General features: G+C 70.4%; 16 protein-coding genes and 1 pseudogene. 5 read left to right on the top strand and 12 right to left on the bottom strand.

Features of this window, described 5'->3' with window-relative positions; genetic code table 11:
- Nucleotides 1-9 precede the first annotated feature (9 nt).
- The 8 genes and pseudogenes from ABZ928_RS45085 to ABZ928_RS45050 all read right to left on the bottom strand — a co-directional run.
- Nucleotides 10-640, bottom strand: a pseudogene (locus ABZ928_RS45085) (amino acid transporter); the annotation flags it as partial.
- 114 nt (nt 641-754) lie between these two features.
- Nucleotides 755-1645: a TauD/TfdA family dioxygenase gene (locus tag ABZ928_RS45080; protein WP_361533007.1), complete on the bottom strand. Its 891-nt coding sequence runs from the start codon at nt 1643-1645 to the stop codon at nt 755-757.
- 39 nt (nt 1646-1684) lie between these two features.
- A complete protein-coding gene (locus tag ABZ928_RS45075; protein WP_361533004.1) occupies nt 1685-3028 on the bottom strand; it encodes an LLM class flavin-dependent oxidoreductase in 1344 nt (447 codons plus the stop codon).
- A gap of 34 nt (nt 3029-3062) precedes the next feature.
- Nucleotides 3063-3791, bottom strand: a complete 729-nt coding sequence (locus tag ABZ928_RS45070) for an ABC transporter ATP-binding protein (RefSeq protein ID WP_361533001.1) — start codon at nt 3789-3791, stop codon at nt 3063-3065.
- Nucleotides 3767-4618 (bottom strand): ABC transporter permease, encoded by an 852-nt coding sequence (locus ABZ928_RS45065; protein WP_361532998.1) that lies wholly within the window; start codon nt 4616-4618, stop codon nt 3767-3769. The genes ABZ928_RS45070 and ABZ928_RS45065 overlap by 25 nt, the downstream gene beginning before the upstream one ends.
- The gene (locus ABZ928_RS45060; protein WP_361532995.1) at nt 4615-5682 is read right to left on the bottom strand and encodes an ABC transporter substrate-binding protein; all 1068 of its coding nucleotides are present in this window, start codon (nt 5680-5682) and stop codon (nt 4615-4617) included. The genes ABZ928_RS45065 and ABZ928_RS45060 overlap by 4 nt, the downstream gene beginning before the upstream one ends.
- Nucleotides 5683-5862: 180 nt before the next feature.
- Nucleotides 5863-7083 carry an ROK family protein gene (locus ABZ928_RS45055; RefSeq protein ID WP_361532992.1) on the bottom strand — a complete coding sequence of 407 codons (1221 nt, stop codon included), beginning with the start codon at nt 7081-7083 and terminating at the stop codon, nt 5863-5865.
- Between the two features lie 66 nt (nt 7084-7149).
- Nucleotides 7150-7236: a putative leader peptide gene (locus ABZ928_RS45050; RefSeq protein WP_353694792.1), complete on the bottom strand. Its 87-nt coding sequence runs from the start codon at nt 7234-7236 to the stop codon at nt 7150-7152.
- A 271-nt stretch (nt 7237-7507) separates the two neighbouring features.
- On the opposite strand from ABZ928_RS45050, the gene ABZ928_RS45045 reads away from it, so the two are divergent.
- Nucleotides 7508-8098: a biotin transporter BioY gene (locus ABZ928_RS45045; protein ID WP_361532989.1), complete on the top strand. Its 591-nt coding sequence runs from the start codon at nt 7508-7510 to the stop codon at nt 8096-8098.
- On the opposite strand, the gene ABZ928_RS45040 is transcribed toward ABZ928_RS45045, so the two are convergent.
- Together ABZ928_RS45040 and ABZ928_RS45035 are read right to left on the bottom strand one after the other, a co-directional pair.
- Nucleotides 8079-9380, bottom strand: a complete 1302-nt coding sequence (locus ABZ928_RS45040; RefSeq protein ID WP_361532986.1) for an FAD-dependent oxidoreductase — start codon at nt 9378-9380, stop codon at nt 8079-8081. The two genes, ABZ928_RS45045 and ABZ928_RS45040, sit on opposite strands and share 20 nt — an antisense overlap.
- An 84-nt stretch (nt 9381-9464) precedes the next feature.
- Nucleotides 9465-10190, bottom strand: a complete 726-nt coding sequence (locus tag ABZ928_RS45035; RefSeq protein ID WP_361533084.1) for an LPXTG cell wall anchor domain-containing protein — start codon at nt 10188-10190, stop codon at nt 9465-9467.
- 156 nt (nt 10191-10346) lie between these two features.
- On the opposite strand from ABZ928_RS45035, the gene ABZ928_RS45030 reads away from it, so the two are divergent.
- A complete protein-coding gene (locus ABZ928_RS45030) occupies nt 10347-13316 on the top strand; it encodes a protein kinase (RefSeq protein ID WP_361532983.1) in 2970 nt (989 codons plus the stop codon).
- 90 nt (nt 13317-13406) lie between these two features.
- Here the strand turns inward: ABZ928_RS45030 and ABZ928_RS45025 are convergent, their stop codons facing one another.
- Nucleotides 13407-14825 (bottom strand): amino acid permease, encoded by a 1419-nt coding sequence (locus ABZ928_RS45025; RefSeq protein WP_361532980.1) that lies wholly within the window; start codon nt 14823-14825, stop codon nt 13407-13409.
- 206 nt (nt 14826-15031) lie between these two features.
- Between ABZ928_RS45025 and ABZ928_RS45020 the strand changes: the two genes are divergently transcribed.
- Both ABZ928_RS45020 and ABZ928_RS45015 read left to right on the top strand, forming a co-directional pair.
- Nucleotides 15032-15517 (top strand): ribose-5-phosphate isomerase, encoded by a 486-nt coding sequence (locus tag ABZ928_RS45020; protein WP_361532977.1) that lies wholly within the window; start codon nt 15032-15034, stop codon nt 15515-15517.
- Between the two features lie 334 nt (nt 15518-15851).
- Nucleotides 15852-16679: a DNA-formamidopyrimidine glycosylase family protein gene (locus tag ABZ928_RS45015; protein ID WP_361532974.1), complete on the top strand. Its 828-nt coding sequence runs from the start codon at nt 15852-15854 to the stop codon at nt 16677-16679.
- A gap of 16 nt (nt 16680-16695) precedes the next feature.
- On the opposite strand, the gene ABZ928_RS45010 is transcribed toward ABZ928_RS45015, so the two are convergent.
- On the bottom strand, nt 16696-17949 hold the full coding sequence (locus ABZ928_RS45010) for a GNAT family N-acetyltransferase (protein ID WP_361532971.1): 1254 nt from the start codon (nt 17947-17949) through the stop codon (nt 16696-16698).
- A gap of 162 nt (nt 17950-18111) precedes the next feature.
- Here ABZ928_RS45010 and ABZ928_RS45005 point away from each other — a divergent pair, with 162 nt between their 5' ends.
- Complete coding sequence (locus ABZ928_RS45005) at nt 18112-19293, top strand: PP2C family protein-serine/threonine phosphatase (protein ID WP_361532968.1); 1182 nt, start codon at nt 18112-18114, stop codon at nt 19291-19293.
- The last annotated feature ends 6 nt before the right edge of the window (nt 19294-19299 follow it).

Here is a 19299-nt window from a genome sequence, read left to right as displayed (position 1 = left end):
CGCGGCGGCACGCCGGCGCAGGCGGAGTTGGGAGACGGCGATGAAGGCCCAGACGACGAGGATGACCCCGCCGATCATGTTGAGGAGCAGGAGAAGACGTCGTCGGGGCGCCAGTAGCTCAGGATCACGCAGGCGAAACCGAAGACGGAGGAGGCCAGGACGGCGACGCGGGGGACGCCGCCGGAGATGCGGCCCAGCGGCTTCGGGCCCTGGCCCCGGGCCACGAGGGAGTAGGCGATGCGCGAGGAGCCGTAGATGTTGGCGTTCATGGCGCTGAGGAGCGCCACCAGTACGACGACGTTCATCAGCCGGCCCGCGCCGGGGATGCCGAGGGAGTCGAGGGCGGCGACGTACGGGCCCTTCTCGGTGACCGCGGCCGAGTCCCACGGGACGAGCGTGACGATGACCGCCATCGAGCCGATGTAGAAGAGCGCGATGCGCCACGCGAAGACAGAGGCGAGGATGCCGATGGCCAGGCCCTCGCTGCCGTTGGGGAGGAAGTCGGTGAGGTGCCGGGGGAGTCCGTGCCCGGGAGGGCCCCGGCGATCGCCAGGACGCCCAGCACCAGGAACAGGCTGATCGCACCCACCCAGACCCACTCCGGTATGCCCGGCAGCCGGCCCGTCACGATCTTCGCCGCGTGAGATGGGTAAAAACGCCCACAGTCCGGGCGGCCTCTCCGCTCAGAGGGAGAGGCCGCCCGCTATCCGGACACGTCCGGCACGGACGGTGACCGGAACACCACGCCGGTGAACTACGCCGCCACGCTCGTGTAGTGCGACGCGTCGCCCTCCACCGAGTAGCTCTCCTTGCCCTCGATGCCGACCGGGATGTCACCTGCGACGGTCACCCGGTGCAGACGGCGCGCCTGACGGTCGTAGTTGTCGACGGCGTAGTGCTGGGTGATGCGGTTGTCGAAGAGCACGAGCTGGTTCTCCGACCAGCGGTGGCGCAGGATGTGCTCCGGCTTGACGACGTACGACTGGAGCAGGTCCAGCAGCGTGCGCGACTCCGTCACCGACAGGCCCACGATGCGCTGCGCGAACCCGCCGATGAACAGCCCGCGTTCACCGGTCAGCGGGTGGACGCGGACGACCGGGTGCGCGGTCCGGTACTTGATCGAGGTGAACTGGGCGCGCTGGGCGGCCTTCTGCTCGTCGATCTCCTCCGCCGGCACCGCGTAGTCGTAGTCGTTGGTGTGCTCGGCCCACAGCGTGTCGGCCAGCCGCCGCAGCGGCTCCGGCAGACTCCAGTACGCCGCCGCGGAGTTGGTGATCAGCGTCTCGCCCCCGTACGGCGGGAGCGTGATGCTGCGCAGGGTGCTGGCCTGCGGCGGGTTGAGGACGAAGGTGACGTCCGTGTGCCAGTGGCTGGCGCTGCCCTGCTCACTGTCGACGGGCAGTACGTTCGCGGCCCCGTCGACCGCGGGCACCGTCGGGTGCGCGGTGGTGAGGTCGCCGAAGTGGCGGGCGAAGGCCTGCTGCCCCTCGTCGTCGAGGTCGACCCCGTCGAAGACGAGCGCCTTGTGGACGTTGAGCGCCTCACGGAGGGCGGCGACCGTCTCCTCGTCGAGCGGCTTGGCGATGTCGACGCCGGAGACACGGGCGCCGATGTGGGCGGTGACCTTGGTGATCTCGATGCTCATGGGATGGTCCTCTCAGACGGGTCAGACGGGTCAGACGGGTCAGACGAGTTGGCCGACGGTGGCGGTGTACTGGTTGGCGGGGCGGGGAAGGCCGTAGCGCTCCCGCAGGGTGGTGCGGCGCGGCCCGTACTCCGCGCGGAGCAGACCGCGGGCGCGCAGGATCGGGACGACGTGGTCGACGAAGAGATCGAGGCCGGACGGCAGCACGGCCGGCATGATGTTGAAGCCGTCGGCGGCCCCGAGCGTGAACCACCGCTCGATCGCGTCGGCCACCTGCTCGGGCGTCCCCGCGAAGGTGAGATGCCCGCGCCCGCCGCCGAGCCGCCCGATGAGCTGCCGCACGGTGAGCCGTTCGCGCCGGGCGAGCTCGACGACGAGCGTGTAGCGGCTCTTCGCACCCTCGATGGAGTCCTCGGAGGGCAGATCGGCGGGCAACTCGGCATCCAACTCAAGCTGGCCCTGGGGCAGTTGGAGAAGCCGCTCCAGATTGGCCACCCCGTGCGTGTGCACGATGTGGTCCTCCAGAAGCTGCTCCGCCGCCCGCGCCTCCGCCTCCGTCGACCCGATGACGGGCACGATCCCGGGCAGCACCTTGATGTGCTCGGGATCCCGGCCGGCGTCCCGCGTACGGGCCTTGAGGTCGGAGTAGAACTCCTGGGCGTCCTTCAGGGTCTGCTGCGCGGTGAACACGGCCTCCGCGTACCGCGCCGCGAACCGCTTGCCGTCCTCACTGGACCCGGCCTGCACGAGGAGGGGGTAACCCTGGGGAGAGCGAGGCACGTTGAGGGCGCCTTCGACACTGAAGTACGTCCCTTGATGCCGGGGCGGATGAATCTTGGCGTCATCCCCCCAGACCCCGGCGTCCTTGTCCCCGACGATCGCGTCGTCCTCCCAGCTGTCCCAGAGCTTGAGAGCGACCTCCACGAACTCGGCGGCCCGCGCGTAGCGCTCCGCGTGCGCCGGTTCGGCGTCGAGCCCGAAGTTGCGCGCCGCTTCCGCACCGGCGGTCGTGACGATGTTCCACCCCGCCCGGCCCCCGCTGATGATGTCCAGCGACGCGAACTTACGGGCCAGGTTGTAGGGCGAGTTGTACGACGTCGACGCGGTGGCGATGAGCCCGATGTGCTCGGTCGCGGTCGCCAGCGCGGTGAGCAGGGTCAGCGGTTCCAGCGCCCCGGCGGGCCGTTGGGCGACGTTGCCCCACAGCTGGGGACCGTCGGCGAGAAACAGCGAGTCGAACGTGCCGCGCTCGGCGGCTCTGGCGAGCCGCACATAGTGATCGAGCTCGACATGAGCATGGGGGTCACTCTCGGGAAGCCGCCAGGAGGCTTCGTGGTGCCCGGTGTTCATGAGGAAGGCGTTGAGGTGGAGCTGGCGGGTCATGCGTGGTCCTCCGGGAAACTCAGGGCTCTTGTCATCAGTGGTCCTCTGTCACGCCCAGGGCGCCCAGCAACCGCTCCCGGTACTCCCCGAGCAGCGGATCCCGGTACGACCGCGGATGGTCCCGCTCGATCGCCAGATCGAGCCCCACCCGCCCGGACTCCAGCACCAGCACCCGGTCCGCCAGCACGATCGCCTCGTCCACGTCATGCGTGACCAGCAACACCGACGGCCGATGCCGCTCCCACAACTCCCGCAGCAGCCCGTGCATCCTGATCCGGGTCAGCGCGTCCAACGCCCCGAACGGCTCGTCCGCCAGCAACAGCTCCGGCTCCCGCACCAACGACCGCGCCAGCGCCGCCCGTTGTGCCTCGCCCCCGGACAGCTCGTTCGGCCAGGCGCGCTCCCGCCCCTTGAGCCCGACCTCCTCCAGAGCGGCCCGCCCCTTGTCCACCCCGTCGGTCCCCAGCAGTACGTTGTCCAGGACCCGCCGCCAGGGCAGCAGCCGTGAGTCCTGGAACACCACGGACACCCGCTCGGGAGCCGAGATCCGACCGCTCCCGACCACCTCGTGGTCGAGCCCCGCGATGGCCCGCAGCAGCGTGCTCTTGCCGGATCCGCTGTGCCCGAGCAGAGCGACGAACTGCCCGGCGGGGATGTCGAGATCGACGTCGTCGAGAACGACCCGCCCGTCGAACGACCGTGTGAGCCCCCGGAGTTGGACGGCCGGGCGGGAAAGAGTCAGCTGCTCAGTGTGCGTCGCCATGACAGCACCCTCCGTTCGATGAGACGGACCGCACTGTCGGAGGCGAGGCCGAACACCCCGTACACGACGAGTCCGACGAGAATGACGTCCGACTGGCCGTAGTTCTGGGCCTGGAACATCATGTAGCCGAGTCCGCTGGTGGCGTTGATCTGCTCAAGGACGACCAGCCCGAGCCAGGAGTTGGTGACACCGAGCCGGAGTCCCACGAAGAATCCGGGCAGTGCGCCGGGGAGGACGATCTGCCGGATGAACTGGAACCGGTTCAGCCCCTGCACCTCGGCGAGTTCGACGAACCGGCTGTCGATCCCGGACAGCGCGGCATGGGTGTTCAGATAGATCGGGATGTAGACGACGATCGCGATGATGGCGACCTTGAACGTCTCCCCGATCCCCAGCCAGAGGATGAACAGCGGGATCAGACCGAGTGTCGGGATCGCCCGGTTGAGATTGACCGACCCGTCGATGAGCGCTTCCCCGACCCGGCTGAGCCCGGCCGCCAGCGCGAGCACGACCGCGGCGACCAGCCCGATCGCGAACCCGGACGCGGCCCGCTGCAACGAGGTCAGGATGTCCCCGGTCAGCGTCCCGTCGGTCCACAGATGCACACCGGTCTCGACGACCGTCCAGGGCGCCGGGATCGCCGCCGGATCCAGCCGGCCCGCCACCGAGGCCGCCGCCCAGAGCGCGAGGAGCAGCAAGGGCCCGATGAGCCGGGTGGCGGGGAGCCGCGGGCCGGGCGAGAGGCCTCGCCGCTTCCGCCGTACCGCCTCCGAAGTCTCCGCGACGACCGGTGCCGTCGCCGCCGTGGTCGTCGTCGCCGCGCTCACTTCCGATACTCCTCTGCTACGGCCTTCGCGGCGATGGACTCGAAGCGGTGGTCGAAGAGCGAGGACACGTCGAACTTCTTCACGAACCCGCCCTCCGCGAGCAGATCGGCGGTCTCCTGCTCCCACTGGATCGCCTCGTCCCAACTCGGCGAGAACAGCGGCTTGTTGGCGAGCTTCGTGATCCCCTGCGCCTGCGCGAGGGTCAGGTTCTGCGTCTTGACGTAGAACTCCTCGTTCCAGATGTCGGGGTTCTCGTACGCCCAGACCTGGCCCTTGGCCCAGAAGGGGATGTACGCGGCGACCGCGGCCGCCTTCGCCTCGTCGTTCAGCACGCCGACCGGCGCCCACAGCAGGTTGAGCAGGTCGACGACGTCCGTGGTGATGACCCGGGCGCCCTTGGCCTCGTACTGCGCGAGGTAGGCGGGGGACTGGGTGTTGCCGAGCGGCGCGATGTCCACCTGGCCCGACTGGAGGGCGGTGAGGAACTGGTTGCTGGTCAGCGGGACCAGCTTCACCTCGTCGTAGGCGAGCCCGGCCTTCTTCAACGCCCGCAGCAGTACGACGCCTTGGGCCTGCCCCTGCGAGAACGCGATCTTCTTGCCGCGGAAGTCGTCGACGGTCCGGATGTCGCTGCCGGGCTTGGTGGCGAAGACGTAATTGGGCTTGCGCGTGATGTTGATCGCGACGATCTTCGCGTCGAATCCCTGGTAGTGGGCCTGGATCGGCGGAATTCCCGCGTTGTTGGCGAGATCCAGGGACTTGGCGCGGAAGGCGTTGATGACATCGGGCCCGGCGCCGATGTTCACCCAGCTGGAGACCTTGAAAGGCAGTTCCCCCAACTTGGCGAGCTTGAACTGGAGTTGCTGGGTGCCGGAGAAGGAGGCGACCTTCAGACTCGTACCGGCCGGGACCTTGTCGGCGAGCGGGGCGGTCGAGGCGCCCTTGCTGCCGGTGGCGGCACTGGACTCGGCGCAGCCGGTCAGGCCGGCGGCACCGGCCGCGACGCCCACGAGGGAGGTCAGGAACAGACGCCGGTCTATGCCGGACGTACGCGAAAAGGACATGGGAGGACTCCCTGAATTGGTGCATGAGAAAAATGCCTGGAAGGAATTTCACGCGGCAGAAATGAGCGGGTCACACGGGGCGACGTGTCAGCAACAGAAGGCGCGACAGTGCAGGTGAGGGCTCATGAACACGATGCTCCCGGTGGGGCGGAACCCCTGTCAACATTCGGAGTTTCTGAATTAAGTCCGCTCAGGTGACACGGTCAGCGGATCCCGGTAAAGCACGTCGAGCGCCACCGCACCGCCCGCCACCGCGAGCACGGAATCCGGGAAACTCGTCGGGATCACGGACCCGGAACGCTCGGCCCCGACCTCTTCCCGCAGCGCGGAGAGGCAGTCCTCCCGATGGATCGCGCCCACCTCGGTGACCACGACGACCTCCGGGTTCAGGATGTCGAGCAGCAGTCCGGCCGCCCGCCCCGTCATCCGCGACCGCTCCACAAGGAGCCGTACGGCCTCCGGGTCGCCGTCCGCCGCGGTCCGCACCAGATGCATCGGGTTGACGCCCGCGATGACCCCGGCCGCCCGCGCCCGTCCGCACAGCGTCCGCTCGCTCAACTCGACCTGAAGGCACCCGACCCGCCCGCACCCGCAGGTCTCCGTGCCGCCCCCGAGCGGCAGATGGGCGATGGCGCCGGCCTGCGAACGCGGCCCGTGATGCACCTCGTCGTTCGTCGCGAACGCGGCGTCCACGACGTTCCCCACGAACAGATGCAGCACGCTCCGGCTTCCGCGCGCCCGCCCGAACAGCCGCTCGGCGTTGACCAACGCCCGCGCGTGCCCGTCCACATGGACCGGCAGCCCGGTGCGCGCCCCGATCAGCTCCCGCACCGGCACGTCCCGCCACCCCAGCAGCGGATGCTCGACGACCGTCCCGGCCTCCCGGTCCACCCACCCCCCGGCCGCGAAACCGACCCCCAGCGGCCGGCACTCCGGCGCCGCGTCGAGCAGCGCCGCCAGCCCGTCCGCGGCCCGCGCCAGCACCCGCCCCGGCTCGAAGACCCCGTCGTGCTTGAGCTCCCGCGAGGCCACCACCCGCCCCCGCAGATCGAGCAGCGCGACCGTGGTGTGGGGGACGGCCACATGGACGCCGCCCACAACGAAACGCGAGGAATCCAGGTCGACGGGCACATGGGGCCGCCCCACACCGTTCGACCGCCGGGGCGCGGCGGCCTCCTGGATCAGCCCGAGCCGCGCGAACCGGGCGCAGTAGTCGGTCACCGAGGCGGGGGAGAGCCCGGTGAGCCGGGCGATGGTGGAACGCGCCACCGGCCCGTGCTCCAGCACGGACCGCAGCACGACACTGGCGCTGGTCCGCCGCCGGTTGGCATCGGAGGCGCGCGCGATGGGGGAAGGGGAGGGGGAAGAGGAGGAGACAGGGGAGGCAAGGGTGGTGGGCATGGCGATCATCCTCGGGAGCGGTCCGACACTGCGCCGTCGCGGAGGGCGAGGCACGCCGGAGCGGCCTCACCCGGGACGGCGACAGGCGGCAGCGCTCACGCGTCGCAGGTCGACATGGCGACGCGACGTGAGGGTGAGAGCCTGGGCGACCATGGCTCGAAGGGTAGGGGCACCGATCGGATCCGGCCAGAGTGCCCAGCCGCATTTGGTGGGACCCTACAGACGCCGTTCACACTCGACACGTGAGTGAAACGTCCCCGCCTCAGTGACCGGGGTCACCCCGTACCGGGTGTAACCCGCATCCTTTGTATGGAGACCACCAAGCCGCAGCTCCAGCCTTTGTCGACGGCTGACGGTGATCGGCGCGCGGGGCCCGGGATAGCGTCGCGATGTCCCCCGCCGTTCATACCCTCGCGGAGTCCCCATGAGCACCGCCGTCGCCCCCGTAGCCCGCCCCGGCCAGGTCCTCGCCGACCTGCTCCCGGCCTCCCGAGTCCGCGACATCGCGCTCGTCGTCGGCGGCGCCGCGCTCACCGGCCTCGCCGCCCAGATCTCCGTGCCGGTGCCCGGTTCCCCGGTGCCGGTGACCGGCCAGACCTTCGCCGCGCTGCTCGTCGGCACCAGCCTGGGCGCCGGCCGCGGCTTCCTCTCCCTCGCGCTGTACGCGATCGCGGGCGTCGCGGGCATGCCGTGGTTCGCGGGCGCCACCTCCGGCGCGAGCGCCCCCTCCTTCGGCTACATCCTCGGCATGATCCTCGCCTCCACCGTCGTCGGCGCCCTGGCCCGCCGCGGCGCCGACCGCTCGGTACTGCGCACGGCCGGCGCGATGCTCGTGGGCGAGGCGATCATCTACGCCGTCGGCGTCCCGTACCTCGCCTTCGCCACCGGCATGTCCGCCTCCGCCGCCATCGCGGCCGGCCTCACCCCGTTCCTGATCGGCGACGCCGTCAAGGCGGCCGTGGCGATGGGCCTGCTGCCCACGGCCTGGAAGTTCCTCAACCGCGCGGAGCGCTGAACTCGCCGACGTAGTCGGGAAACAGGCTCGCCGGGTCGTAGCGCGACTTCAGCCCGGCGAGCCTCTGCCGCGTCCCGGGCTCGTACAACCCGGCAGTCCGATCCCCGCCCCCGAACGCGAAGTTGACGGCCCGCCCGAGCGTGACGGGCGCGAGCAGGCCGAAGACCGGATCGAGAACCGCCCGGCCCTTCTCCCGTTCCCCCATGGCCAACAGCCGCACCAGGAACCGCCCTTCACGCCACGGCACGGAGTTCGCCGACGCGGACGCGGACGCGGCGAGCGCCCCACCCAGATGATTGACCTGTACGACGACCATGGCCCCGGCACCCGGCCCGGTGGCCCGCAGCACCTCACCGGCCACGTCGAGGTCCAGCTCGCTCACGAACGCGCTGTCCCCGTAGTAGGAGTGCGGAAAGTCCGGATCACTGTGGATGGTGTGGCTCTCGGCATACGGCATCTCCCGCAGCGAGTCGGACAGCACCGGCCCGATCTCCCGCAGCGGGGCGACGAGCCGTTCACCGTCGGCGCCGGTCCAGGCGAGCCGCACGGAGACGACGTACCGCCCCCGCAGCTGCGGCGGCAGGCCGGGCAGATCCGGATACGGTACGGCGGCGAAGGACGAGGTCAGCCCGTCCGGCACGGTCCGCGTCCAGGCCTCGTACGCCCGTAGTACCTCCGCCGCATCGACCTCCCGCCCGTCGAAGGAGAGCGAGCCGCCGTACACCTTCCCGACCCCCACGAGCCCGATCTCCAACTCGGTGACGACGCCGAGGCTGTGGCCGCCGCCGAGCAGCCCCCAGTACAGCTCGGGCGCGGACTCCCGGGTCACATGCCGGAGTTCACCGTCCCCGGTGACGACGTCCAGGGACCGCACATGATCGGCGGCATACCCGAACTCCCGCGCGAGGATGCCGAGTCCACCGCCCAGCGTGTAGGAGACGGCACCGACGCTCGGCGCGGAGCCGTTGAGCGGGGCGAGCCCGTGGGGTGCGGCGGCTTCGACGACCTGGCCCCAGCGGACACCGGCCTGGAGGCGGGCGGTGCGGGCGACGGGGTCGACGGCCACCCGGTCCATGAGCCTCGTGGAGACGAGCAAGCCGCCCTCCACCGGTCCCGGCAGCCCATGTCCGGTGGCCTGCACGGCGATCGACAGCCGCTCGGCGGCGGCGTGACGGACGGCGGAGACGATGTCGTCGGCGGAGCGGGCGGTGACGAGCTGTGCGGGGCGCACCGCGAACCCGGTCTGGAATCCGGCGAGTTCCTCTGCTGCGTGACTGTTCATGCACCGCAGGATGGAGGCATAACCTGACAGATTCCGTCAGGTTATGCCTCCACCGTTGGCTGGGCCGGCTCAGGTCAGACCGGCTCAGGTCAAGTCGGCCCTGCGGCTGGGCCGCCGTGTCGCCCACCACAGCCCCGCCGCACCGGCCGTCAGCAGGGTCGCGCCCGCCGCGCCCAGCGGGAGCATGTCGCGGGTGGGACCGGTCTTGGGCAGTTCGTCGCCGCCCGGTGCCACCGGCTTGTTGTCGGTGCCGAGCAGCAGCGGGGTGGCCGGGGCGTTCGGCGACGGGTTCGTCGTACCGAACGGAACCGGGCCCTGCTGCCAGAACGTCTTCTTCCCGTCACCGGCCTGCACCGGCAGACAGATCTTTCCGGTCTTTCCGAGATCGAATGACGCGTCCACGGCGTACGACTTCGACTTACCGGCCGCGAGATTGTCGATCGGGCAGGCGAAACCGCTGTTCGAGCCCTCCGGAAGATCGCTTTCGGCAATCGAGGAGCACCCTTGAACGTCATTGACCGTGAGGCCGTCGAAACCGACGACCAAAAGCTGGATCTTTCCGCTGTCCTTGGTCCCCTCGTTCTTCACCGTGGCGGTGATGTCGGTCTTTTCGGAACTGTTGTCGACCGAGATCTGTTCGGGCAGCAGCGTGATCAGCTTCACTCCCGCCGGTGCCTCGTCAACGGCCTTTCCCCCCTTGCTGCTTCCGGGCCCTTCCTCCGCGGCGGCGGTGGCGGAAAGGATCAGCACGGCCGAAAAAGATGCCGTGACCAGCGATCCCGCGATCGTCGTCATACGACGAGAACTCATGTTCGTCCCCCTTGGCTGCGCCTGAATTCGCAGTACTTGAAGAGCTACCACAAGATTTCTCCGCACTATGCTGGTACGGCGCGAAGTGTGACCATTGTGTTGAAGTAGGGGTTGACCGGTGCGTGGTTGAGGGGGTGCAACGGATTGCCGGGGAACATGGGAAACGCGGGAAACGCGAGGAGCGGCGGCGCTCCCGGAAAATTGGTGACGGGACGTTATCGCCTGGTCGAAAGCATTGGTCAGGGGGGAATGGGGCGGGTGTGGCGAGCCGCCGACGAGATGCTCGACCGGCAGGTCGCCGTCAAGGAGATGCGCATAGACGGACTCGACGCGGAGGACGCGCGTACGCGCCGGGAGCGCACGCTGCGCGAGGCCCGCGCGACGGCGCGCATCGACCACCCCAACGTCGTACGGATCTACGACGTCGTCGACGAGGGCGAACGCCTGTGGATCGTCATGGAGTTGGTCGCCGGCCGCTCCCTCGAACGCATGATGGTCGAGGACGGCCCGCTCGGCCCCCAGGAGACCGCCCGCATCGGCATCGGCCTGGTGACGGCACTGCGTCAGGTGCACGCCCGGGGCGTCCTGCACCGGGACATCAAGCCGGGCAACGTCCTCGTCGAGGGCAACGGACACCGCGTCGTCCTCACGGACTTCGGCATCGCGGCCATCCAGGACGCGAAGGCCCTGACGATGGTCGGCATGCTGGTCGGCTCGCCCGACTACATGGCCCCGGAACGGGTCTCCGGCCGCCCGCAGGGCCCCCCATCGGACATCTGGTCCCTCGGCGCGACCCTCTGCGCGGCCCTGGGCGGCCACTCCCCCTTCTCCCGCGACACCACCCTCGCCACCCTCCACGCCGTCCTCTACGAGGAGCCCGAACTCCCTTCTGCGGCAGGCCCGTTGCGCGACATCCTGGCGGCCTTGCTGGAAAAGGAACCGGAAGTCCGCCCGGGCCTGCCCGAGTTGGAGATCGCCCTCCACCCGGTGGCATTCCCGCCCCCTACGCCGACGGTGTCGGTGACCGGGGGAGAACACGGGGTGCCGGAAACGCCGGTGCTGGAGCCGGGGCCGGGGGGAACGTCAGCCGAGGCGCCCCAGGCAGGTCAGCCGGAGGCAGGGCCGATCCAGGGGCAGCCGGCGGAACCGGAGAGCCGCGTGGCCCCCGAGGAGCCGGAGTATCTGTCCGGGGCTGGGCCGGAGAGTCCGGGGGAGCGGAAGGTGGGGTGGACGCCTGAGGCGGGGTGGGTGCCTGAGTCGGGGCACTTGTCCGGGGACTTGGCTGGTGCTGGGCCGGAGCTGTCGGCGGAGCCCGGGGCGGGATGGGTGCCTGGACCTGCGGAGCTGCCCGAGGCCGGGCCTGGGCGGTTGTCCGGTCCTGAGCCTGGGGGTGTGGCTGGTGCCGGGCCCGAGCTGTTGGCGGGTCCTGGGGCGGGGTGGGTGCCTGGTCCTGCGGAGGTGTCCGAGGCCGGGCCTGGGCGTCTGTCCGGTCCTGGTCCTGCGGGGCTACCCGAGGCCGGGCCCGGGCGTCCGCCTGGTCCTGGGCCTGGTCCTGGGGAGTTGTCCGAAGCCGGATCGGAACACCCCGCCGGACCCGGGGCGGAACACCCGGGCCGCCCTCTCGCGCCGGAGCCGACGGGTCAGCCTTCTGCGTCCGAGCCCATGGATCAGCCATCTGCGACCGAGCCCACGCATCAGCCTTCTGCGTCGGAGCCGACGGACCGGCCTGCCGTGACTGAGCCCGAACCGGCGCGAGAGCTCGCCACCGGGTCCGAGCCCGACCCCGCCCCCGAGCCGTCAGCGCCCTCCACACCCGAGGCACCTCCCACGCCCTCCACGCCCACTCCGCAACCCCCGACCTCCGACCGCGCAACCCCCCAACTCCCCTGGTCCCCAAGGGAATCCCCCACCCCCGCCTACCTGGACGCCTCCCGAGTGGTCCCCCTCGCCCGCGACCCCAGGCGCCCCGAGCCGGAGACCCACCCGGACCCCGAAGCCGTACACGACGCGATCCCGCAACAGCGCACGGCACCCGCGGAAACCCAACGCCCGGCAACCCCGGACAAGGCCGACCCCCACGGGCAGACCCAGCGCCCCGCGCTCCCGGACGCGGCCGGCCCCGAGGGGTACGCGCACCACCCCGCACCCCCCGACACCGCCCACTCCACGCCCCAACCCACCCGCACCCCCACCCGCCACGAGCACCCCCCACCCCGCGCAACCACCCCCGCCCGCCGCGTAAGCCTGGACCGCCGCCACCCCGCGCCCCCCGTGGCCACGCCCACCTCCGCCCCCGGCAACGCCTCCACGGAAGCGGCCTCGTCCACCAGTTCGGAGGTCCGTTCCGAGACCCCCGTCGGGAGCAGCGGCGCGGCGACGCAAGGACTGGGCGGGGTCTCCCTCGACCGTTCCGAGGTGGAGACCGAGCGGCGCCCGATGCCGGAGTCGACGTACGGGATGCCGCCCGACGTGCTCCCCGGCGTGCTCCCAGGCGAGCTGCCGGGCCCGCGGCGCCCTCACCGCCGTACCGGACTCCTCGTCGGCGCGGCGGCCGTCACCGCGACCGCGGTCGTCACGGTCGTCCTGCTGATGAACTCGGGCTCGCCCGGCGGGAATCAGGCGGGCGGCGGCTCGCCCACGCCGTCCGCCTCGGTGAAGATCAGCCCGTCGCCCACCGTCGAGGGCACGTCGAGGCCGCAGTCGCTGCCGCCGGGCGCGCACCGGGAGGCGGGCGGGTTCGCGTGGGCGACGCCGAAGGACTGGCGCAGGGACGTGAAGACGGGCGCGGAGGTCCACTACACGTCCCCGGACGGCAAACAGGAACTCGTGGCCAAGTCCTCACTGGCGCGCGGCGACTTGATGGAGACCTGGCGGACCTCGGAGCAGAACGCCCACGAGGGCCAGGACTACCGGAAGATCCGCCTGGAGGAGACGACGTTCCGCGACTACCCGGCGGTCGTCTGGGAGTACACCTTCACCATGAAGGGCACCAAGTGGCACGCCCGCCTCCTGGGCTTCAACGCGGACGGCAAGTCGTACCAGGTCAACACCTGGTACCAGCCGGCCATCGAGACCCAGGCGACGAAGACGTACAACAAGGTGACGGACAGCTTCACGATCCTCTGACACCTAAGGGGCCCCGCGGACGGCAGGGCCCCTTAGGTGACTAGGTCACTCGGTCACCAGGTCACTCGGTCACCAGGTCACTCGATGGCGTCAGCCGACCTTGACGTTCTCGTCGCGGATCTCATCCGGGACAACGGCGGCCCGACCGCGCCCCAGCCGCTCCTTCATGAGGGCGATGCCCAGCACGAACGCCGCGACGAGCAGCGAGAGCAGCACGGTCGTACGCCCGCTGCTCGCCCCCTTCGTGTCGGTCAGCATGTAACCGAGCACGAACACGATCAGCCCGGCCGTCGCCCAGGTCAGATACGGGTACAGCCACATCTTCACGACCAGCTTCTCCGGCGCCTCGGCCTGGATGATCTTCCGCATCCGCAGCTGGGAGAAGCAGATCACCAGCCAGACGAACAGGGCGACCGCACCGGAGGAGTTGACGAGGAAGAGGAAGATCGTGTCGGGGGAGAGGTAGTTGAAGAAGACCGCGACGAACCCGAAGACGACAGAGGCGAGGATCGCGGTGAGCGGCACACCACGGCCGTTGGTCTTCGCGAACGCCTTGGGCGCGTCGCCCCGCTGGCCGAGCGAGAAGGCCATGCGGGAGGCCGTGTAGAGCCCGGAGTTGAGACAGGACAGCACCGAGGTCAGCACGATGACGTTCATGATCTGACCGGCGTGCGCGATGCCGAGGGAGTCGAGGGCGGCGACGTAGGAGCCGTCCTTCTTGATGGACGGGTCGTTCCACGGCAGCAGCGAGACCACGACGAAGATCGAGCCGAGGTAGAAGACGCCGACTCGCCAGATGATGCTGTTGGTGGCCTTGGTCACGGCCCGCTGCGGGTCCTCGGACTCGCCGGCGGCCAGCGTGGCGATCTCGCTGCCCATGAAGGAGAACACGACGAGCAGGACGCCGGTGAGGATCGCGCCGGCGCCGTGGGGGAGGAAGCCGCCGTGCTCGGTGAGGTTGCCGAGTCCGGCCTGGTCGGAGTCGACGCCGGGCAGCAGCCCGAAGACGGCGAGCCCGCCGATGACCACGAACGCCGCGATGGCGACGACCTTGATCCCGGCGAACCAGAACTCGAACTCGCCGTAGGACCCGACGGAGACGAGGTTGGTGGCGGTGAGGACCACCATCACGATGAGGGCCCACGCCCACTGCGGGACGGCGGGGACCCACCCTTCGAGGATCACGGCACCGGCGGTGGCCTCCACGGCCAGCACCACGACCCAGAAGAACCAGTACAGCCAGCCGATGGAGAACCCGGCCCAGCGCCCGAGCGCCCGGTCGGCATGGGCCGAGAACGAGCCTGAGGTCGGATTGGCGGCGGACATCTCACCGAGCATCCGCATCACCAGCACCACGAGCGTGCCGACGAGTGCGTACGACAGGAGGATGCCGGGGCCTGCGGTGGCGATACCGGAGCTGGAACCGACGAACAGACCTGCGCCGATGACACCACCAATGGCGATCATGGACAGATGGCGGTTCTTGAGCCCGGCCTGGAGACCAGTCATACGGAAGTTCCTTCGTGCCGGTTGTGGGGGGGCGTGGGGGGAGGGGAGAGCGGGATCGCCTCAATGAATCAGAGGCAAATAGATAAATGAACCTTCGAATCCAGATTGTTACTTGAGGTTTTCTTGAGCTTCTGTGGCTGGGGTCACTGTTTTCCTGCCCGACACCCGAGGCTGCTGCCCGGAAACAGCCGTGACACACTCATCCCATGCGCGTGTATCTCGGCTCCGACCATGCGGGCTTCGAACTCAAGAACCACCTCGTCGAGTGGCTCAAGGCGGCCGGCCACGACCCGGTCGACTGCGGCCCCCACATCTACGACGCCCAGGACGACTACCCCCCCTTCTGCCTCCGCGCCGCGGAGAAGACGGCGGCGGACCCCGACGCCCTCGGCATCGTGATCGGCGGCTCCGGCAACGGCGAGCAGATCGCCGCGAACAAGGTCAAGGGCGTCCGCGCGGCCCTCGCCTGGAGCGAGGAGACGGCGTCCCTGGGCCGCCAGCACAACAACGCCAACGTGGTCGCGGTGGGCGCGCGCATGCACTCGACGGAGGAGGCGACGAAGTTCATCGAAACCTTCCTCGCCACCCCGTACTCCGGCGACGCCCGCCACACCCGGCGCATCGAAATGCTGGCCGCCTACGAGACGACGGGCGACCTCCCCCCGATCCCGGCACACCACCCGCAGCAGTAGGGATCGCTGGGGACTGCCGTCCCGGCCCCCACCCACCCGGGGGGACTGCCGTCCCGGCCCCCACCCACCGGGGGACTGCCATCCCCAACCCCCACCCACCCGCTGGGGGCTTCGCTTCTCGCTGCCGGTTCAGGTCACTTCAGCCCGTCCGGCGTTTGAGGACGAGGCCCTTTCGGGGCCGACGGGGGTCTGGGGGCGGAGCCCCCAGGGCGGTCGGGGTCGAAGGGGCAGCGCCCCTGGAGGATGGGACGGGTAGGGGCGGCGGGGGCGAGGAAAACCCGACCCGCACCCCCGAACACAGACCCGCACCCCCGAACACAAAAGAGGAGCCACCGTGCCGGAGGGGCACACGATCCACCGCCTGGCCCAGGACTACGCCGCAGCCTTCCTCGGCACAACCCCCCAGGTAACCAGCCCCCAGGGCAAGTTCACCGAAGCCGCCACCCTCCTCACCGGCGCGGAACTCACCCACACCGAAGCCCACGGCAAACACCTCTTCCTCGGCTTCCGAGCCGCCACCGACTGGATCCACATCCACCTCGGCCTCTTCGGCAAGGTCACCTTCGGCAAGGTGACCGACGGCCCCACCCCCACCCCACCCCCCACCGACACGGTCCGCCTCCGCCTCGCGAACCCCACCGCGTACGTCGACCTCCGCGGCCCCACCACCTGCGCCCTCATCACCCCCACCGAGAAGCAGTCGATACACGACCGCCTGGGCCCGGACCCCCTCCGCGCAGACGCCGCCCCCGACGCCGCGTACCGACGGATCTCCCGAAGCCGTACGACGATCGCCGCCCTCCTCATGGACCAGAAGGTCATCGCGGGCGTGGGCAACGTCTACCGAGCCGAGGTCCTCTTCCGCCACGGCATCGACCCGTACCGCACGGGCAACACGATCACCCCCGCCGAATGGGACGCGATCTGGCACGACCTGGTCGACCTCATGCACGAGGGCGTGAAGAACAACCGCATCGACACGGTCCGCCCGGAACACATGCCGGAGGCGATGGGCCGCCCGCCCCGCAAGGACGACCACGGCGGCGAGGTGTACGTCTACCGCAGAGCCACCATGCCCTGCCACATCTGCGGCGCCGAGATCCGCACCGCCGACCTCGCCGCCCGCAACCTCTTCTGGTGCCCGACCTGCCAGAAACCCTGACCAGTCCGGGAAACCGTCAGAACCCGTGCGGCAACCACGGCGCCACCGCGGACCCGAACGCCAGGGAAGCCTCCCCCAACGCCCCCCGCCGAAGCTCCCGCACCCGCCCGGCCGCCGCCAGCGAGACGAGGCTCACCCCGCCGAGATACGCCGCCCCCAACTCCCGTACGGACAAGGCGAGATCCGCCGCGTCGTCGGTCCGCTCGCAGGACGCCCCCTTCGCGTCCCCCGAGAGCCGCCACCGCCCCGCGTTCCAGGGACAGAACTCGTCGGCGACCTCGAACACCACATCCACCGGCGCCTGATAGGTCCGCGCCTCCAGCGCGGCCCCCACATCCACCAGCCGTACGAACAACGAGTCCCGCACCCGCGGCGCGCACCGCCGGAAGTCGGAGACGAGGTACTGCCACACCTCGTCCACCGGCCGCCCCCGCACCGACACCGTCGACGTGAGGTCGATGTCGAACAGGAACCGCCACAGCGCCGCGTCCGCCGCCGGATCGAGCCCCTGCACCTCCCGCACGATCACGGTCCCCTTGGGCCCGCCGAGATCCCACTCCGGCTTCACGGCGAACCGCGCGTACCCGACGACCTCCCGGCCCCGCTCCCCGTCCCGCTCCGCGAGCACGCACTGCATCGGCGACGCCCCGCCCCGCTCGCTCTCCGGGTCGAGCACCACGAGCCGCTCCCACCCGGGATTGCGCACGACCATCCCCGGCCGCAGCGGCACCAGCCGCGCGTACACCGCCTCGCACGCGTCCAGCGCCGCGACGGGGTCCGCGTACCGCAGCCGTACGTCATCCGTCCCCGGCGGCACGGACAGCCGTACCCGTGTGGTGTCGATCTCGGAGTGCAGATGGAAGGTGGCCCCGCCGTACCCGAACCGCCCGTAGATCGCGGGCTCGGACGCGGTGAGCACGGCCAGCGGCCATCCCCATTCCCGTACGTCGTCCAGCTGCCGCCGCATCATCGACGTCAGCACCCCGCGCCGCCGATGCGTCGCGGCCACGCTGACCATGGTCACGCCGGCGGCAGGCACCGCCGCGCCGCCGGGTACCGTCAGCCGGAAGCTGAACACCCCCGCCGACCCGACGCACCGGTCCCCGTCCCATGCGCCGATGGAGCGGTCCGGCTCGGTGAGCGAGTTCCACAGCTCCCGCTCCTCCGTCGACTCCGGCACCCCGCCGAAGGCGCGGATCAGGGTGTCGTACCACTCGTCCCACTCGTCCGGTCGCAGCACCCGCAGGTCGGTCGCCCAGTCAGAAGCCATGGACCATGACTACCAGGGCATTGCGGGGCGAGCCAGGGAATTTCTCCGTGACGGCGGCACGACGGCTTTCTGTGAAGTTCACTGTGAAGTTGAACCTCGGACGGGGGACAAGTGGGACCTCCCGTGCCAAGCAGCTGGTCCGATGGATAGGGTCCCCAACTAATGGCAGCAGGACGAGAGCGGCGCGCGGAAGCCGAGACGTTCACGGCCCGGTTGAAGATGCAGTGGCACCGGGCCCGCACAGGGCTGCGCAGAAGCGCCGTGGACTACTTCCGCGGGGACGGTTCGGACTGGGTCGCCCTGGCCGGTCTGCTCATCACGATCCCGCTGATCGCGGCCACGACGCTCGCCAACTCGGTGTGGTGCTCCCCGGCCGCGCTGGTCCTCCCGATCGTCGCGGGCGGCCTGCTGCTGCGCCCGGCGAGCCTGCTCGGCCTGTACGCGGCGGCGGCGACGGCACTGATCGTGGAGTCGGTGCAGCTCGGCCCGTACACGGAGGGCCCCTCCAGAGTCACCCCGGGCATCGTGCTCGTCGTCGCGGCCTGCGGTTTCTTCGGCCTCCTGATCGCCCAGTTCCGCAGCCGGGTCGGCGTGCCCTGGCGGCGCGGCGGCACCATGCTCTTCGACCTGCGCGAACGCATCCGGGTCCAGAGCAAGCTCCCCAAGCTGCCCCCGGCCTGGCACCGCGAGATGGCGCTGCGTCCGGCGGGCGGCCAGTCCTTCTCCGGCGACTTCGTGGTCGCGGCCCGCACCAACGGCGGCCGCACCCTTGAGGTCGTCCTCACGGACGTCTCCGGCAAGGGCATGGATGCGGGCTCCCGGGCGCTGCTCCTGTCCGGCGCCTTCGGCGGCCTGCTGGGCAGCCTGCCCCCGCACGCGTTCCTCCCGGCCGCCAACGGCTATCTCCTCCGCCAGGACTGGGACGAGGGCTTCGCGACCTCCATCCACCTGGTCCTGGACCTCGACTCCGGCGACTACGAGCTCTACTCCGCCGGCCACCCGCCGGGCCTCCAGCTCAGCGCGGGCAGCGGCCGCTGGGAGGAGAAGGCCGCGGAAGGCCCCCTCCTCGGCGTGTACGACGGCGCCCAGTTCGACCCGGTGAAGGGCTCCCTGCGCCCGGGCGACGTCCTGATGCTCTTCACGGACGGCCTGGTCGAGACGTCCGACCGGGACATCGTCGAGGGCATCGACCGCCTGACCGGCGAGGCCGACCGCTATGTGGCGGGCGGCTTCCACGGCGCCGCCTGGCACCTGATCGAGGCGGTGGCGAAGGACGTCAACGACGACCGGGCCCTGCTGCTGATCTGCCGCGAAGGCCCGACGGCCCAGGCCGCCAACCTCTAGGAACAG

This window comes from Streptomyces sp. NPDC046909, assembly GCF_040644695.1.
Taxonomy (GTDB): Bacteria; Actinomycetota; Actinomycetes; order Streptomycetales; family Streptomycetaceae; genus Streptomyces.
The sequence above is the reverse complement of the archived record's forward strand: the minus strand, read 5'-3'. Positions and strand labels throughout refer to the sequence as shown.

Bases quoted from the DNA above. Each gene is read 5' to 3' on its own strand.
- ABZ928_RS45080 (WP_361533007.1), bottom strand. From the start codon at position 1,645: ATGAGCATCGAGATCACCAAGGTCACCGCCCACATCGGCGCCCGTGTC.
- ABZ928_RS45075 (WP_361533004.1), bottom strand. From the start codon at position 3,028: ATGACCCGCCAGCTCCACCTCAACGCCTTCCTCATGAACACCGGGCAC.
- ABZ928_RS45070 (WP_361533001.1), bottom strand. From the start codon at position 3,791: ATGGCGACGCACACTGAGCAGCTGACTCTTTCCCGCCCGGCCGTCCAA.
- ABZ928_RS45060 (WP_361532995.1), bottom strand. From the start codon at position 5,682: ATGTCCTTTTCGCGTACGTCCGGCATAGACCGGCGTCTGTTCCTGACC.
- ABZ928_RS45055 (WP_361532992.1), bottom strand. From the start codon at position 7,083: ATGCCCACCACCCTTGCCTCCCCTGTCTCCTCCTCTTCCCCCTCCCCT.
- ABZ928_RS45050 (WP_353694792.1), bottom strand. From the start codon at position 7,236: ATGGTCGCCCAGGCTCTCACCCTCACGTCGCGTCGCCATGTCGACCTG.
- ABZ928_RS45045 (WP_361532989.1), top strand. From the start codon at position 7,508: ATGAGCACCGCCGTCGCCCCCGTAGCCCGCCCCGGCCAGGTCCTCGCC.
- ABZ928_RS45040 (WP_361532986.1), bottom strand. From the start codon at position 9,380: ATGAACAGTCACGCAGCAGAGGAACTCGCCGGATTCCAGACCGGGTTC.
- ABZ928_RS45035 (WP_361533084.1), bottom strand. From the start codon at position 10,190: ATGAGTTCTCGTCGTATGACGACGATCGCGGGATCGCTGGTCACGGCA.
- ABZ928_RS45030 (WP_361532983.1), top strand. From the start codon at position 10,347: ATGGGAAACGCGGGAAACGCGAGGAGCGGCGGCGCTCCCGGAAAATTG.
- ABZ928_RS45025 (WP_361532980.1), bottom strand. From the start codon at position 14,825: ATGACTGGTCTCCAGGCCGGGCTCAAGAACCGCCATCTGTCCATGATC.
- ABZ928_RS45020 (WP_361532977.1), top strand. From the start codon at position 15,032: ATGCGCGTGTATCTCGGCTCCGACCATGCGGGCTTCGAACTCAAGAAC.
- ABZ928_RS45010 (WP_361532971.1), bottom strand. From the start codon at position 17,949: ATGGCTTCTGACTGGGCGACCGACCTGCGGGTGCTGCGACCGGACGAG.
- ABZ928_RS45005 (WP_361532968.1), top strand. From the start codon at position 18,112: ATGGCAGCAGGACGAGAGCGGCGCGCGGAAGCCGAGACGTTCACGGCC.